General features: G+C 68.8%; 9 protein-coding genes. 5 read left to right on the top strand and 4 right to left on the bottom strand.

What is annotated here, in order from left to right; genetic code table 11:
* Positions 1-45: 45 nt before the first annotated feature.
* Genes BHE75_RS00830 through BHE75_RS00840 form a run of 3 tightly spaced genes read right to left on the bottom strand, consistent with a single transcriptional unit; the run spans position 46 to position 10554 of the window.
* Positions 46-1803 carry an AMP-binding protein gene (locus BHE75_RS00830; RefSeq protein ID WP_084652816.1) on the bottom strand — a complete coding sequence of 586 codons (1758 nt, stop codon included), beginning with the start codon at positions 1801-1803 and terminating at the stop codon, positions 46-48.
* The gene (locus BHE75_RS00835) at positions 1716-2330 is read right to left on the bottom strand and encodes a GNAT family N-acetyltransferase (protein ID WP_070931732.1); all 615 of its coding nucleotides are present in this window, start codon (positions 2328-2330) and stop codon (positions 1716-1718) included. The genes BHE75_RS00830 and BHE75_RS00835 overlap by 88 nt, the downstream gene beginning before the upstream one ends.
* Positions 2311-10554 (bottom strand): autotransporter-associated beta strand repeat-containing protein, encoded by an 8244-nt coding sequence (locus BHE75_RS00840; RefSeq protein ID WP_070931734.1) that lies wholly within the window; start codon positions 10552-10554, stop codon positions 2311-2313. Before BHE75_RS00840 ends, BHE75_RS00835 begins: the two co-directional genes overlap by 20 nt.
* Before the next feature lie 418 nt (positions 10555-10972).
* On the opposite strand from BHE75_RS00840, the gene BHE75_RS24785 reads away from it, so the two are divergent.
* The 3 genes from BHE75_RS24785 to BHE75_RS00850 all read left to right on the top strand — a co-directional run bounded on the left by BHE75_RS24785 (position 10973) and on the right by BHE75_RS00850 (position 13384).
* On the top strand, positions 10973-11554 hold the full coding sequence (locus tag BHE75_RS24785; protein ID WP_254684320.1) for a hypothetical protein: 582 nt from the start codon (positions 10973-10975) through the stop codon (positions 11552-11554).
* A gap of 3 nt (positions 11555-11557) precedes the next feature.
* A complete protein-coding gene (locus tag BHE75_RS00845; RefSeq protein ID WP_254684321.1) occupies positions 11558-12658 on the top strand; it encodes an N-acyl-D-amino-acid deacylase family protein in 1101 nt (366 codons plus the stop codon).
* A gap of 78 nt (positions 12659-12736) precedes the next feature.
* The gene (locus tag BHE75_RS00850) at positions 12737-13384 is read left to right on the top strand and encodes a DsbA family oxidoreductase (protein ID WP_070931735.1); all 648 of its coding nucleotides are present in this window, start codon (positions 12737-12739) and stop codon (positions 13382-13384) included.
* A 12-nt stretch (positions 13385-13396) separates the two neighbouring features.
* Here BHE75_RS00850 and BHE75_RS00855 read toward each other — a convergent pair whose 3' ends face one another.
* Positions 13397-14005, bottom strand: a complete 609-nt coding sequence (locus tag BHE75_RS00855) for a M23 family metallopeptidase (protein ID WP_254684322.1) — start codon at positions 14003-14005, stop codon at positions 13397-13399.
* 353 nt (positions 14006-14358) lie between these two features.
* On the opposite strand from BHE75_RS00855, the gene BHE75_RS00860 reads away from it, so the two are divergent.
* Positions 14359-15165, top strand: coding sequence for an aldolase/citrate lyase family protein (locus BHE75_RS00860; protein ID WP_015458884.1), 807 nt, complete (start codon positions 14359-14361; stop codon positions 15163-15165).
* An 89-nt stretch (positions 15166-15254) separates the two neighbouring features.
* Complete coding sequence (locus tag BHE75_RS00865; protein ID WP_070931739.1) at positions 15255-16097, top strand: inositol monophosphatase family protein; 843 nt, start codon at positions 15255-15257, stop codon at positions 16095-16097.
* The last annotated feature ends 22 nt before the right edge of the window (positions 16098-16119 follow it).

The following is a 16119-nucleotide window of genomic DNA, read 5'->3' on the forward strand; positions in this document are numbered from 1 at the left end:
GAGGGCTGGGGGTGGGTCGGCGTGCGAAGCGCCCCCCGGGCCGCTCTAAGGCAGGCAGGCGGGCGCGGTGCCGGACAGGATCGGCGCGGCTTCGGCGCCGGACCAGATGCCCGTAAGGTAGAGCGCGCGGGCGCGGGCGCGGGCGAGCTTGCCCGATGAGGTGAAGGGCAGGGCGCGCGGCGGAACGAAGACGATCGTCGCGGTGATGCCGAGGGTCGAGGCAAGCGCCTCGCCGATGCGGGCGCGCAGCGCATCGCGATCGGCGGAAGCGCGCTGGACGAGCAGCACCACCGTCTCGCCCCCGCCGTCGTCCACGCCGAAGGCGGCGGTATCGCCGGGGCGGATCGGCGGAACGGTTTCGGCCGCCCATTCCACGTCCTGTGCCCAGATGTTGCGGCCGCGCACCGCGATCAGATCCTTGGCGCGGCCGGTGACGAAAAGCTCGCCGTCGCGCAGGAAGCCGAGGTCGCCGGTTTCGAGCAGCGCGCCCTCCGCAAGCGGCGGCGCGCCGTCATAGCCGGGCATGATGTTGGCGCCGGCCACGCGGATGCGGCCTGTGGCACCATCGGGCAGGGCGTTGCCGGCATCGTCGGTGATCCGCACGGCGATGCCGGGCAATGGCCGGCCGCAGCCGACGAAGCGGCGTTCGCCTTGCGCGTCGTCGGGCGCATCCTCGCGGGGCGGGCTGCCGGCCTGGGCGATGCTGATCGCCAGCACCGCCTCGGCCAGGCCATAGCTCGGCTGGAAGGCGGCGGGATCGAAGCCGGCGGACGCGAAGGCGGATGCGAAGGCCGCCATGTCGCGCCCGCGCACCATGTCGCCGCCGATGCCGGCGACGCGCAGGGCGGAAAGATCGAGGCCCTGTTCCCCGCCCGCCCGCTCGGCCGCCAGCCGCCAGGCGAAGGAGGGGGCGTAGACGATGCTGCTGCGCTGCTGCGACATCAGCCGCAGCCACAGGCCGGGGCGGAGCGCGAAGGCGTTGGGCGAGAGATAGTCGACGCTGCGCTGGGCTGCCATGGCGNCGATCGAGAAGCCGACCAGCCCCATGTCGTGATAGAGCGGCAGCCATGAGAAAGCGCGATCGTCGCTGCGCAGGCGAAGCCCGGCCGATGCGATCGCCGCGACATTGGCCATCAGCGCCGGCAGCATGATCGGGATGCCGCGCGGATCGGCGGTCGAGCCCGAGGAATATTGCACGTAGGCCGGGCGATCCGCGGCGGCGGGAACGGGGGCCGCCGGCGGTGCGGATATCGGCGCCGTGAAGGCTTCCAGCGCCGCCGCCCGGCCGGCGCCGACCGCCGCCTGGACGATGGCGATCATCCGTTCGGGCGCCAGCATCAGCCCGGCGCCGGTGCGGGCGAAGAAACGGGCCAGCTCCATGGCCGGCGCGTCGCCGCTGCCGGGTTGCAGCCGGTGGGGCAGGATGCAGGGGACGATCCCGGCATATTGGCAGCCGTAGAAGACGGCGAGGAAGGCGGGCCCGGTCTCGGCGACCAGCGCGATGCGATCCCCGGCGCGCAGGCCGGCTTGGCCGAGATGCACGGCGGCGGCGCGGGCGGCATCGCGCAGCGCGGCATAGCCCATGCTGCCGGCGGGATTGCCGCGCCCATCGAAGAAATTGACCCCGGTTTCGCCGCGCGCAGCATAATCCAGCGCCTCGACAAGACCCGGGAAATCGCCGAGGCGCAGCGGCAGGGAGGCGTTGGCCGTCGGCGTCACAGGGCGGTGCCGTCTTCCTTCGGTTCGGTGCGGAAGGCGGCGAACAGCACCAGGTCCAGCCGTTCGCCGCTGGCCGTCAGGCATTCCTGCCGCAGCCGCGCCTCGAAATGAAAACGCGGGCTGGCGTCGAGCTTCTCCACCATCGCCCGATTGCCGGCGAGCACGCGGGCCACGATCTTGTCGACATCGCGGAACGCGAACATATGGTCCAGGAAGGCATCGATCGTCGCCGCCTGCACCGGGCGATCGGCAAAAGCCGGGTCGAGGCCGGTGGTGATGTTGCCCACCTTATGGTTCAGGTCGACGTCGAGCGTGTAGAAACCCGCCAGCGCGCCCTGGTCCCGATCGAATATCCCCACGAAATAATGGTGGAGGTCGTTGAAGCTGGCGACGAAGGCGCGCAGCCGTTCCAGCGAGAAATCGAGCGGCGGCAGGTTGAGCCCGTCGCGCAGCGGCGCATCGTTCAGCCAGGCGGCGAAACGGGGCGTCACGTCCGCCGGTGAAAGGCTGCGCAACACATAGCCGTTGGTTTCGATATGGACGGGGGCGCCGCGCGGCCCGGCCGAGGGGGTATCGGGCCGGGCTAGGGCCTCAGAAGCGCCAGTTGACATAGATCTTCCCGCCATGATCCGAATAATCCCCGCCGATCTGGCCCGAATAGGTGGCGCCGATCCCGAATTCGGGGGTGATGTTGTAATGGGCGCCGGCCTCGATCGCGGCGGCATCGCGCGCGACCGGCACGCCCTGGATCGAGAAGGGCGTGCTGCCCGCCAGGAAGGACGCGTCCGAATAAGGCCGCGCATCCCAGAAGGCGTGGCGCCAGCCCAGCATGCCGTTCAGTTGCACGCTGTCCCCGTCGCCCACCGCGATATCGTATGTGGCGCGGCCGCCCAGCGTGGTGAACACCGTGTCCATATTGTCCTTGTTGACACGCAGCGCCGCCTCCCCGCCGCGTTCGGCGAAGCTGTCGGTATGGAGGTGGACATAAGCGGCGTTGAGGAAGGGCTTCAGCGTGATGCCGCCATAGATCAGGCTGTAGGATGCCTCGCCGAACACCTGCACGGTCGATCCGTCATAATCGGCGGACAGCGCATCCGAGAAGCCGTCGAAGGTGACCGAGCGGTTGGCCTTCAGATTGTGCCAGCTATAGGCCGCGCCGGCCTGAAGCTGGAACTGGCCGTAATCGCCGCCGGCATAGGCGCCGACATGGTAGGCCTTGTCCTTGGTGCCCGATACATAATCGTTCACGCGATATTTGGCGTGGCTGTAGCCGCCGACGATGCCGGCCCGCCAGCTGGAGCCGAGGTCCATGTCGGCCCCCAGGAACACGCCCTTGATATCCCGCTTCAGCCGCGATGCGGTGCCGTCGCCCGAATGGTGGCCCCACGAACCGAAGACCTGGAGCCACAGGCCCTTGCCGACGGCGTTGGGATCGTCGCCCAGCCCGGCCGTCGCCAGCCGCTTGCCCACCGCCTCGCGCAGGAAGCGGCTGTCGTCCAGCATCCCGGTGCGGACCGAGGCGTGGATCTCGCCCGTCAGCTGGCCAAAGGCTTTGCAGGCGCTGGCATCGTCCGGCGACATCAGCAGCGCGCCCTTCAGCGGGCTGTTGTTCGGCCGCGAATCGGCCCCGCCGGCCACGGCGAGCTGATTGCGCGATCCGCAGGCCGCCTCGTTGAGCGCGCGGGTCTGTTCCACCGTCAGATAGGCGTTGTTGGCGTCATATTCGTCCGCCAGCCCCAGGAAGGCGGACAGCGCCGTATCGCCCGACACGTCGAACGTGCCGGAAAGCCCGCCGGTGGCGGTGAGGACAGTGTAGCGCGTGCCGACCTGATAGGCGCCCTCCTGGCTCTTCACCACGTCCAGCTTGGCGCCCGAGGCGAGCGTCGCCGCACCGGTGACGGCGATCACGTCCGACGTATTCGACAGCGGGTCCAGCGCGGCGCGATAGATGCCGCCCGATGCCTGGTTGTAGGCACCGTTGACGGTGAGCGTGCCGGTGGCGCCCGAAGGGGTGATGATGCCGCCGCTTTCCACCGTCGTGGCACCCACCCGGCCGCGGCCGGAAAGCGTGCCGCCATTCTGGACGAGCATCGCCGAGCTGCCGAGATCGCCGATCACGTCGAGCGTGCCGGCCGTGACCCGCGTCTGGCCGGAGAAGGTGCCGCCCGTCGCCACCAGAAGGGTGCCGGCGCCCGCCTTGGTGAGCGTGCCCGCCCCGCTGATCGGGCCGTTGACGGTCAGCGTGGTATCGGCGTCGGTAAGGTAGGTGCCCGCGCTCAGCACGTTCACCGCGCGGACGGAGGTGAAGCTTGCCGTCGTCTGCAGCGTGCCGCCGTCGAAGCTCAGCGCGCCGGACGACGCGCCGAGATTGCTGGCGTTGGAGATGCGAACCGTGCCGCCCTGCAGCAGGGTGCCGCCGGTATAGGTATTGGCGCCGGAGAGGACGAGCGTGCCGCCGTCCGTCTTCACCAATTGCGTGTTGCCGGTAAGCTCGGCGGCGATGGTGGCGGTGAATCCGGCGCCGGCGGCGGTGCCGTCGCCCACACGGATCGTCGATTGCGGGCCGACCAGGATCAGCGGCGCGCCGTCGATCATATAGCCGTCCGCCGCGAACTGCATGCCGGCGGCGGTGACGTTGCCCTGGCTGCGATCGACCGTGACGGTGCCGCCCGTGCCGGCGAAGATGGCGAAGCTGTCGTCGCCATAGGCCGCGTTGACGGCGCCGTCCGATCCGGTCCAGTTGTCGTTGCCGCGGGATGTCTGCCACAAGCCGCTGCCGCCATCGACCACGCCGTTATTCTTGGGGCCGGTGCCGTCCCAATAATCGAAGCTGAGCGGCCCCGCGGCGTAGATCAGGTTCACCTGATTGGCGACCGATGTCTGCACCGTCAGGTCGGCCGGCGGGACGGTGCCGAGATCGAGGCCGTTGTCCGTCAGCATGCCCTGATAGTTGATCAGCCGGTAGATGCCGGGGCCGAAATTGCCGGTGGCGGTGACGTCGATCGTGCCGTCGAGCGTGAGGTTGCCGGCGACGTTGATGAGATCGTTGAACGCGCCGCCCACCGTGCCCGGCTGGCCGAGATTATAATCGAGCCGCGATCCGCCGGCCAGGGTGAGGTTGCCGGTTACGGCGAGCGTGCCGGCGGACCCGGCATCCGCGCCCGGCCGCAGCGTGCCGCCGTCCGCGACCGAGAGATTGCCGCCGAGCGTGCCGTTGCCGCCCAGCACCGCGCCGCTGGCGACGGTGGAGTTGGCGGCCGCATTGCCGCCGAGCGTGCTGTTCACCAGCAGCGTGCCCGCCGTGACGTTGACGCCGCCGCCATGCACCGCGCCGTTGCCGGTGAAGGCGAGCGTGCCGGCCCCTGCCTTGGTGATCGCGCCCGCGCCGGAAACGCCGCCGCCGAGCGTCAGGCTCGTGCCGGGATCGGTGATAATCGTGCCGGCGGTATCGAACGTTGCCGCGCGACTGGCGGTGAAGCTCCCCATCGTCTGCAACGTGCCGCCGCTGAAGGTGAGGCCGCCCGCCGCCGCGCCGAGATTGGCGTCGCTGGCGACCTGGGTGACGCCGCCGGTGAAGCGGGTGCCGCCGGCATAGCTGTTGGCGCCGGTGAGGACGAGGGTGCCGCCGCCGGCCTTCACCAGCCCGCCGGCACCCGAAACCGCGCCGTTGAGCGTAAGGGTGGTGCTGCCGGCGGTGTCGACGGTGCCGGTGCCGACAAGGTTGACCGCGCGGCCGCTGCCGAAGGAACCGCCGGTGCCCAGCGTGCCCGCTTCGAAGGTGATCGCGCCGGATGCCGCGCCCAGATTGCCGTCATTCACCACCTGCAGCGTGCCGGCGCGGATGCGGGTGCCGCCCGTATAGCTGTTGGCGCCGGCCAGGATCAGCGTGCCGCCATCGGCCTTCACCAGTTCGGACGATCCGGTGATCGGCGCATCGATCACGGCGGTGAAGCCCGTCGCGCGCGTGGTGCCTTCGCCCACGCGGACCACAGCCTGCGTGCCGGTTAGCGTCAGGGTCCCGCCGGTGACGACATAGCCGTCCGCCGCGAACTGCATGCCCGATGTGGTGACGGCGCCAGGGCCGTTGTCCACCGTCACCGTGCCGCCCTGTCCCATGAAGATGGCGAAGGCCGCATCCGCGAAGGGCGCGATGTCGGTGCCGTTGGCGTCGGTCCAGTTGGTGTTGCCGCCCGATGCCTGCCAGGTGCCGGTGCCGCCGTTGATCGTGCCGTCGCCATGCGGGCCGTTGCCGTCCCAGTAATTGAGGACGAGATCGCCGGCATAGATCAGGTTCACCTGATTGGGGATCGACGTCTGCACCGAAAGGCCGGTGGCGGAAGGTGCGGTGCCGATGTCGAGGCCGTTGTCGTTGAGCGTGCCGCCATAATCGATGATGCGATAGAGGCCGGGATCGAACGTCCCGCCGGGGGCGACGGAAACGTTGATCCGGCCGTCGAGGACGAGATCGCCGTTGACCTCGATCAGGTCGTTTTCGGGGCCGCCGGGGGAGTCCGCGCGCCCGAACTGGAAGTCGAGCGCCGCGCCGGATGCGAGCGAAAGATTGCCGCCGATGCCCAGCGTGCCAACGGAAGCCGCGGCCGCCCCGGGTGTCAGCGTGCCGCCGTCGGCGACGGTTACGTTGCCGCCCGCTCGGCCTTCGCCGCCCAGCCGTGCGCCGCTGGCAACGGTGATGTCGCCGCCGAGGCTGCCGTTCACCCACATCGCGCCGGCGGCCACGTTGGTGGTGCCGGCAAAGCCCGCGCTGTTGCCGGTCAGCACCAGATCGCCGGTGCCGGCGGTGGTGAGCGCGCCCGCGCCCGATACCACGCCGCTCAGCGTCAGCACCGTGCCGGGATCGGTCAGCAGCGTGCCGCTCGTCTCCACCGCCAGATTGCGGGCGGAGGTGAAGCTGGCCGTGTTCTGCAGCGTGCCGCCGGCCAGCGTGATGGCGCCCGCCGCATCGCCCAGATTGGCGTCGCTCGATACCTGCAGCGTGCCGGCTTCGATCCGCGTGCCGCCGCCATAGGTGTTGGCGCCGGTCAGCGCCATCGTGCCGGCGCCCTGCTTCACCAGCGCGCCCGGGCCGGAAGCGACCCCGCTCATGGTGAAGACGGTATTGGGATCGACCAGGAACAGGCCGTTCGACTGGAACACCATGTTCCGGCCGGTGCCGAAGCTGGTGAGCGTCTGCAGGGTGCCGCCCTCGAAGGTGAGCACGCTGGTGCCGGCGCCCAGCGCCACGGTGTTGGCGATGGCGATCGTGCCGGCCTGCAGGCGGGTGCCGCCGGTATAGCTGCTGTTGCCCGCCAGTTGCAGCGTGCCGGTGCCCTGCTTGATCAGGGTGCCCGCGCCCGAAATGGCGCCGCCCAGCGTGAAGGTGGTGTCGGGATCGGTGATGATCGTACCAGTGGTCTCCAGCGTCGACGTGCGGTTGGACGTGAAGCTCGTCGTCGTCTGCAAGGTGCCGCCGCTGAAGGTCATCGCCCCGGTGGCGGCGCCCAGATTGGCATCGGCGGATATCTGGGTAAGGCCCGCGCCGAACCGCGTGCCGCCGGCATAGCTGTTGGTGCCGGCCAGCACCAGCGTGCCCGCGCCCTGCTTCGCCACGCCGCCCGCGCCCGCGATGGTCCCGCTCAGCGTCAGCGTCGTGCCGGGATCGGTCAGCAGCGTGCCGGTGCCCTCCATCGTCAGCCCGCGCGCGGTGGCGAAACTGCTTGTGGTGCGCAGCGTGCCGCCTTCCGCGAAGGTGACGGCGGTGCCTGCCGCGCCCAGATTGCCGTCACTGGCGATCTGCAACGCGCCCGCATTGATGCGGGTGCCGCCCGCATAGCTGTTCGCGCCGGTCAGGATCAGCGTGCCGCCATCATCCTTCACCAGTTGCGAAGCGCCGGTGACCTGCGATGCGATCGTGGCGGTCGTCGCGGCGGAACCGCTCGTCCCGTCGCCGACGCGGATGGTGGCCTGCGGACCCACAAGGGTCAGCGTATCGCCCGTGATCACATAGCCGCTGGCCGCGAATTGCATGCCGGATGCGGTTACGGCGCCCGGGCCGTTGTCGATCGTCACGGTGCCGGCGGTGCCGCCGAATATCGCAAAGCCGCCGTCCAGATAATGGGCCACCGGCGTGCCCGACACGTCCGTCCAGTTGGTGTTGCCCGCCCCCGCCTGCCAGGTGCCGCTGCCACCCGTGATCTGGCCGTCGCCCGCCGTGCCGCCGCCATCCCAGAAATCCAGGTTGGGGAAGGGGAAGACGAGATTCACCTGCTTGTCGATCGATGTCTGCACGGTCACGTCCGGCGTGCGCGGCAGATCGCCGACGACGAGCCCGTTGTCGCTCAGGGTGCCGGCATAATTGATGATGCGATAGATACCGGGGCCGAAAGTGCCGTTGGGGCTGAGCGCGACGTTGATCGTGCCGTCGAGCACAAGATTGCCGTCGACATTGATCAGGTCGTTCAGTCCGCCCACGGGCACGTTCGGGGTGCCGAACTGGAAATCGAGGATCGCGCTCTGCGTGAGGTTGAGATTGCCGCCGATGGCGAGCGTGCCGACCGAATTCGCATCCGCGCCCGGCGTCAGCGTGCCGCTGACGGTGACGCTGCTGCCCAGCCTGCCCATGCCGCCCAGTTGGGCGCCGCTGGCGACGGTCGATATAACGGTGGCGTTGCTGCCCAGCGTGCCGTTCACCCACAGGCTGCCGCCATTGACCGTCGTGGAGCCGGTGAAGGCGGAGCTGTTGCCCGTCAGCGTTTCCGATCCGGCCGTGACGGCAAGCGTGCCGCTGCCGGTGAAGACGCCGGCATAGGTGTCGGCGGCGTTGGAGAGCGTCAGCGTCTGGTTGGCGAGCGCGACGGTGCCGCTGCCCGCGAGCGACCGGATCGATCGGTTGGCAACGGCCGAGACATCGAAGATCCCGTCCGCGACGACCCGGCTTCCCGCCAGGCTGCCCGCGCCGGTCAGCGCCAGCGTGCCGGCCGCGACATGGGTATCGCCGGTGAAGGCATCGCTGTTTGCGGTCAGGTTCAGCCGGCCCGTCCCGCTCTTCGCCAGCGTGCCGGCGCCGCTAACCGCGCCCGATTGGGTGGCCGTGCCGTCGGAGATGATGTTCAGCGTTGCGCCGCTGTCGATCGAAGCGGCATTGGCGACGGTGATGCCGTTCGCATAAGCGAGCGCGCCGCCCGTGCCGATCGCATGCACGGCGCTGGTGCCGAGCGCCAGGTTGTAATTCAGGTTCAGCTGGCCGCCATGCACCTCGGTGGTGCCGGTGAAGCCGCTATTGTCGTTGGGCGTGCCTGCCGGCGCATCGGGATTGGCCGTCCGCACCCGCAGCACCGTGGTGCCGGCATAGCTGGCCAGCGTGCCGTTGCCCACCAGCGGAGTCTCGAACGCATAATTGCCCGTGGTGTCGCTGTGGTTCAGCGCCACGGTGCCGGTGCCGGCGCCGAACTGCACCTTGCCCGCCTGCAATGTGCCCGGCGCCGTGGCCGCGCTGCCGGCGGCCGCGCCGATATTCAGCGTGCCGTTGCCGCCGGCTTCCACGCCGAGGGTAAGCGTGCCGACCGATACGAAGTCGTCGGACAAGTGGAAATAATTATGGCCGCCATCGGGTGGCTGGACCCGCGCGATCGTCCCGGAACCGATCCGGACGGTGCCGCCGTCCGCGATCGTCAGTGATCCCGTACCGGATACGCCGACATGTAACTGGCCAATGCCGTGGCTTTCCAGGATCGGCGGATCATCGTCATGCTCCCGGATGCCTCCGGCTACGTTCCAGATGGATCCGGCACCGGAAACGGTGGCATCGCCGGTGCCGCCGGCGACGCCCAACCGGATGGGGTCGGGATCGGCGCAGGTGCCTGTGGAGCAAAGCGCATAATCGTCTTGATAGTTGAGTGCCTTGCCGCCGGCGAGAACGTTGAACGTGCCCCTGCCGCCCGCGAGCACGCCAACGCTCATGCCGTTCTTGAACGTGCCGGTGCTGGCATGGTTGGTATCGGTGTTGAAACCGGAAATCTCGATGGTGCCCGTGCCGCCGCTGGCACCGATGATCGTCGCGCCGCCCGTCGAGGACGATCCCATACTGGCGGCGAGCTTGCCGCCGTTGAGCACATTGATCGTGCCGGTTCCGCGAAGCGTCCCCACCTGCAGGCCGGCCGCCGCGCCGTCGCCATGGTTCTCGGTCGCGAAGCCGGCATCATCGATCGTGATCGTGCCTGTCCCGTCGTTGCGGCCCACATAGTTGACGGCGCTGTAAATGCGGAGCGATCCCGCCTCATTCCCATAGTCGCTCTGGCTTTCAACCTTCTTGCCGCGACCCAATATGTTGACGGTACCCGTGCCGAAATTGTCGCCGACGATCAGGCCCGCCGTGCCGGACCAGCCGCCAGCATGCAGCGCTATGCCCTCAGCTGCGGTTCCGGCGGGCCGCAGATCGAGATTGAGCGTGCCGACACCCTGATTGATCCCGACTTGCAGGGCATTGGGGCTCGATATCGATGCTTCCGAATAATATTCGTCAGCGCTGTTCTCATCCATGCGGACGGTGAGCGTGCCGTTGCCGCCCAGCCCCGAACCGATCTCAAGCGACCCCACCTCCCAATAATTGCTGCTGTTCCAATTGGGCCAGGCAGGATTCTCCACCCAGGATTCCTCCTTGATGGTCCAGGTCGCGCTGTTGGCGGGGGTTGTATTGATGACGACGCGTCCGTCGAAAGCGTCGGGATAGTTGTTCCCGTTCTGCCAATTCTCGCGCACGGTGATGTCGCCGCTGGTGCCGCCCACCCAACTGTTGATGATGGGATCGGCCGACTGGGCCGTCGCCGGAGGTGGCGCCATCAATAATGCCGAAGTCGCTGCGCCACAAAGAAGTGCCGTGCGGAAATATCCGTTGCGGATGTTCAAATAGGAACCCGTGCAGGAAAAGACGCCGTCCCGCATGGCACGCACTCCCTGTTGCGTGATCGGTGGACCTATATTGCCCTATGCGTCGACGATAGGGACTCGGCCCCTTCGATCAATAAAGCTATGATACGGTAGCTTTCGAATCAACCAGTTATATTCTTGCCGGTTCCGGCTATTTCTGGCGTCCCGTCGAGTCCGTTTTGGATCGGATTGCGCGGCACAAACTCATCGCCGATGGAATGGTTCCGCCGTCCGAAGGAAAAAACATCCTCCCGCCCATCGGTGGATGACGCCGGGGCGAGGCCGGCTTATGCCGATGGAAACAGGAAGAAAGGCCGCCCGATCGATGCGCATGAACCGCCTGCTGCCGTTCGTCGCCGCCACCCTCGCCGTCATCGGGCTCCAGCCGGCGGCCGGGGCGGAAACCTATGACGTCGTGATCCGCAACGGCACGCTCTACGATGGCAGCGGCGCCGCGGGCCAGGTGGGCGATGTCGCCATCAGGGGCGACAGGCTGGCGGCCGTGGGCCGGGTGGAGGGACGCGGCCGGCGGGAGATCGACGCGCGCGGGATGGCGGTGGCGCCGGGCTTCATCAACATGCTGAGCTGGGCGACGGAATCGCTGATCGCCGACGGCCGCAGCCAGAGCGACATCCGCCAGGGCGTGACGCTGGAGGTGATGGGCGAGGGCAGCTCGATGGGGCCGCTCAGCCCGGCGATGAAGGCCGATGCGCTCAAGCGGCAGGGCGACATCCGGTACCCGATCGGCTGGACCACGCTCGGCGAATATCTCGACATGCTCGAGAAGAAGGGCGTTTCCACCAATGTGGCGAGCTTCGTCGGCGCGGAGACGGTGCGCGTGCACGAACTGGGTGAGGGCGACGTCGATCCGACGCCCGAACAGCTCGATCGGATGAAGGCGCTGGTGCGGTAGGCCATGGACGAAGGAGCGATGGGCGTCGGCAGCTCGCTGATCTACGCGCCGGGCACCTATGCCGAGACGCCCGAGCTGATCGCGATAACCACGGCCGCGGCGCAATGCGGCGGCATGTACATCTCCCACATGCGATCGGAAGGAGACCGGCTGATCGAGGCGATCGACGAGCTCATCGAGATCGCGCGGCGATCGGGCGCGGCGGCCGAAATCTACCACCTCAAGATGGCTGGCCGCGACAATTGGGATAAATATGACGCCGCGATCGCCAGGATCGAGGCGGCGCGGGCCGAAGGGCTCCGGATCACCGCCGACATGTATACCTATCCCGCCGGCGCCACCGGCCTCGACGCGGCGATGCCGACCTGGGTGCAGGCGGGCGGGCTGGAGGCGTGGATCGAGCGGCTGAAGGACCCCGCGATCCGCGCCCGCGTCGCGGCCGAGATGGCGGCGCCGGGCAAGGGCTGGGAGAATTTCTTCGTCGGCGCCGGGCCGGAGGGCATGCTGCTCGTCGGCTTCAGGAACGAGGCGCTGAAGCCCTTGACCGGCAAGACGCTGGCCGAAGTGGCGAAGATGCGCGGCAGGAGCCCGGCGGAAACCGCGATGGATCTGGTGATCGAGGATGGCAGCCGGGTCGGCACCGTCTATTTCCTGATGGACGAGGCCAATGTCGCGAAGCAGGTGGCGCTGCCGTGGATGAGCTTCGGATCGGATGCCTCGTCGCAGGCGCCCGAGAGCGTATTCCTGAAATCGGGCACGCATCCGCGCGCCTACGGCAATTTCCCCCGCCTGCTCGGCAGATATGTGCGCGACGAGGGGCGGGTGCCGCTGGCGGATGCGATCCGCAGGCTCACCGCGCTGCCGGCCGGCAACCTGAAGATCGCCGATCGCGGCATGCTGAAGCCCGGATATTTCGCCGATGTCGTGGTGTTCGATCCCGCCCGGATCGCCGACCATGCGACCTTCGCCGATCCACAGGTCTACGCCACGGGCATGCGCGACGTGTTCGTGAACGGCGTGCAGGTGCTCAAGGATGGCGAGCATAGCGGCGCCACGCCCGGCCGGGTGGTGCGCGGGCCGGGCTATGGGCGCTGCAAGGGATAGGCCCCCCAAAGGAAAAGGCGGGCTGGCAATCGGCCCCGGACGCCTCATATCGGGGGCAGCGGATCGAAAGGAATTGCAATGGCCCGGCCGATGAAGATCGATTTTGTCTCCGACGTTTCCTGCCCCTGGTGCGTGATCGGCCTGCGCGGGTTGGAGGAGGCGCTCAGGCGGGCGGACGATGTGGTGGACCCGCGCATCACCTTCCAGCCGTTCGAGCTCAACCCCGACATGGTGCCCGAGGGCGAGGACATCGCCGATCACCTCGCGCGCAAATATGGCTCCTCGATCGAGCAGCTCGAGGCCAATCGCGAGGCGATCCGCGCGCGGGCGGCGGAGCTGGGCTTCACCATGGCGGGCGGGCGCAGCCGCATCTACAACACGTTCGACGCCCACCGCCTGCTCCACTGGGCGGAGGCGGAAGGCCGGCAGGCGGCGCTGAAGCATGCCTTGTTCGAGGCCTATTTCACCGACGGCAAGGACCCGTCCGACCATGACGTGCTGGTCGCGGCGGCGGAGAAGGCCGGGCTCGACGGCGCGTCGGCGCGCGAGGTGCTCGCCACCGGCCGCTATGCCGAGGAGGTGCGCCAGGCCGAGCAGCTCTGGCGATCGCGCGGCATCAGCGCGGTGCCGGCGGTGATCATCGACGATCGCTACCTGATATCGGGCGGGCAGCCGCCCGAGGCGTTCGAGCAGGCGCTGCGCCGGATCGCCGCCGAAGCGGCCTGAAGGCCCGCCCGCCTATCTGGCCGCCGCGCCGGCCTGGGCGCGGGCGAAGGCGGACAGGTGCGGCGGTTCCGATGCCGCCGGGGCGAAGGCGCCGGGGCCATGCGGCCCCGGATCGCGCATCGGATCGACCGGGCGGCCGTTTATCCGCACCTCATAATGGAGATGGCTGCCGGTCGAACGGCCGGTCGATCCCGCGAGCGCGATGATCTGGCCGCGCCGCACCGCCTCGTCCGGCCTTACCAGCAGGCGCGAGAGGTGGGCGTAGCGGGATTGCACGCCGCCGCCATGATCGATCACCACCAGATTGCCGTAGCCGCCGGCCCGGATCGCGCGATCGACGCGGCCGTCAGCGGTGGCGCGGACCGGGGAGCCCGCGGCGGTCGCCATGTCGACGCCGGCATGCGCCGCCGCCGTGCCGCGCAGCGGATCGAGGCGCGGGCCGAAGCGCGAGGTGAGCCGCGAATGTTCGACCGGCATAACCACCGCCGCCGTCGCGCGATCCTCCACACCGCCGGCCGGCGGGGGCGAGGGTTGCCAGCCGAGCATCCGTTCGCGGAACCGCGCATCGCCCCCGATCGGCAGCGTCGCCGAATCGGGGCTGGCGGGATTGCCGCGCGCCACCGCCGCCATTCCCGGCGAAGTAATGCAAAATATTGCTAGGGCGGCGATATGTTGTTTGCGGCGCGGTGAGGGGAAGGGGGGCATGCGATATGAATATCCGTCCCGACTTTCCATGAAAAGGCCCGAACCCGCCTGCTTAAATATTGGGCAGATGCAAGCATTGGCTGAATAAAGCAGTAAATTCGCTTCAACTGCAAAATCGCACGTTTCATCGCTGTGAGGGGCCGGGCAGGCCGGGCCGCCCCGCATCGGCTCCGTCAAGCGGATGTCGGGCATGGAGCGGCTTGCCGCCGTCCCGATCGCTGCGGACGAAGCCTTCGTCGCGGCGCCCGAGACCTATGAGTGAGGGGCGTATGAACCGGTCTGAGCTTGAGCTTCTGGACAATCTGAAACGCGGGCGGGACCATCATGGCGTGGTTGCCGTGAAGGCCGAATTCGAGGCCGAGGGCACCCGCCCGGACGAGTTTCATCGCCTGCTGGAGATCGCCCAGCGCGCCGGCGTGAAGGTGGCGCTGAAGATCGGCGGCTGCGAGGCGGTTTCCGATCTTCTTGCTTCGAAGATCTATGGTGTCGACTATGTGATCGCGCCGATGGTCGAGACGCCTTACGCGCTTTCCAAGTTCGTCGACGCCAAGAACAAGACGCACGGGGCCCAGGAACAGCGGACCAGTTTCCTGTTCAACCTGGAGACCGAGACGACCCTGCGCAACCTGCCGGCGATCCTGCCGGTGGCGCGTAGCGGCGTGGACGGCATGGTGTTCGGCCGCGTCGATTTCGCGCTTTCGCGGGGCCTGCCGCGCGGCGCGATCAACGATCCGTCGATCACCGCCGCGGTGATCGAGGCAGCCCATGCCTGCCGCGACAATGATCTGGAGCTGGTCGTCGGCGGATCGGTGGCGGTGGAGGCGATCCCTGCGCTGCGCGAGATCCGGCGGGTGCGGCTGGACCGGTTCGAGACGCGCAAGATCGTGTTCGACGGCGCCGCGATCGAGGATGCGGCGATCGCCGAGGGCATCATGCAGGCGGTGGCGTTCGAGCTCGGCTGGCTGAAGAACAAGCATGATTATTACGATGCGATCGCCCGCGAGGATCTGGCGCGCATCGCCATGCTGGAAGCGCGCATGCCGGCGCCGCGGCAGGCGGTTCCGCACGCCGCCTGACCGGGCATCGCGGCGGAGCGTCCGATGCCGTTCCGCCCCCGCATCACACCATCCGCGCGACACGTTCCGCGACAAGGGGATCGAAATCCATGCGTGACTATCGACAGCTGGATTCCGCCGTTTCGGGCCTGATGCGCTCCGTCGCCGGAGCCGTGATCCTGCCGCGATTCCGCAATCTCGCATCCGGTGAGATCGCCGAGAAATCGCCGGGCGAGATCGTGACCGTCGCCGATCGCGAGGCGGAGGAGCGGCTTGCCGCCGGGCTTGCCGCGCTGGACGGCGGGGTGCGGATCGTGGGCGAGGAAGCCTGCGCCGCCGATCCCGCACTGCTCCGCGATCTCGGCCGGGGCGCGGCGTGGCTGGTCGACCCGCTGGACGGCACCGCCAATTTCGCCGCCGGGCGCCAGCCCTTCGGCATGATCATCGCGCTGGCCGTGGACGGCGTGGTCGAGGCCGGCTGGCTCTACGATCCGGTGGCGGACCGGATGTGCCATGCGATCCGGGGCGGCGGCGCCTTCATCGGCGGCCGCCCGCTTCGCACCTGGCCGGCACGCCGCCGCCGCCCGATCGCTGCGCTGGCGACCCAGTTCATGGCGCCCGAGCTGCGCGATGATTTCCACCGGCGGGCGGACGGGATGTTCGATCGCGTGCCGATCCCGCGCTGCGCCGCCGAACATTATCCCCGGCTCTGCCTGATGCAGAACGACGTGGCGATGTTCCAGCGGACCTTGCCGTGGGATCATGCCGCCGGAGCGCTGCTGCTCATGGAAGCGGGCGGCCGCGTCGCCCGCTGGGACGGCGGCGACTATCGCATCGACGACGGCAAGGCGGGGCTGCTGGCGACCGCATCGCCCGCTTTGTGGGAGGATGCGCGCGCCGCGCTGTTCGAAGAGGCGGAGCGGGAAGCCGTGCCCGCCCTTGCCGTCGCCTGATCGCGATGGCCCGCCCCTCCCG

Source organism: Edaphosphingomonas haloaromaticamans, assembly GCF_001853345.1.
In the GTDB taxonomy this organism is placed as follows: Bacteria; Pseudomonadota; Alphaproteobacteria; order Sphingomonadales; family Sphingomonadaceae; genus Sphingomonas_E; species Sphingomonas_E fennica.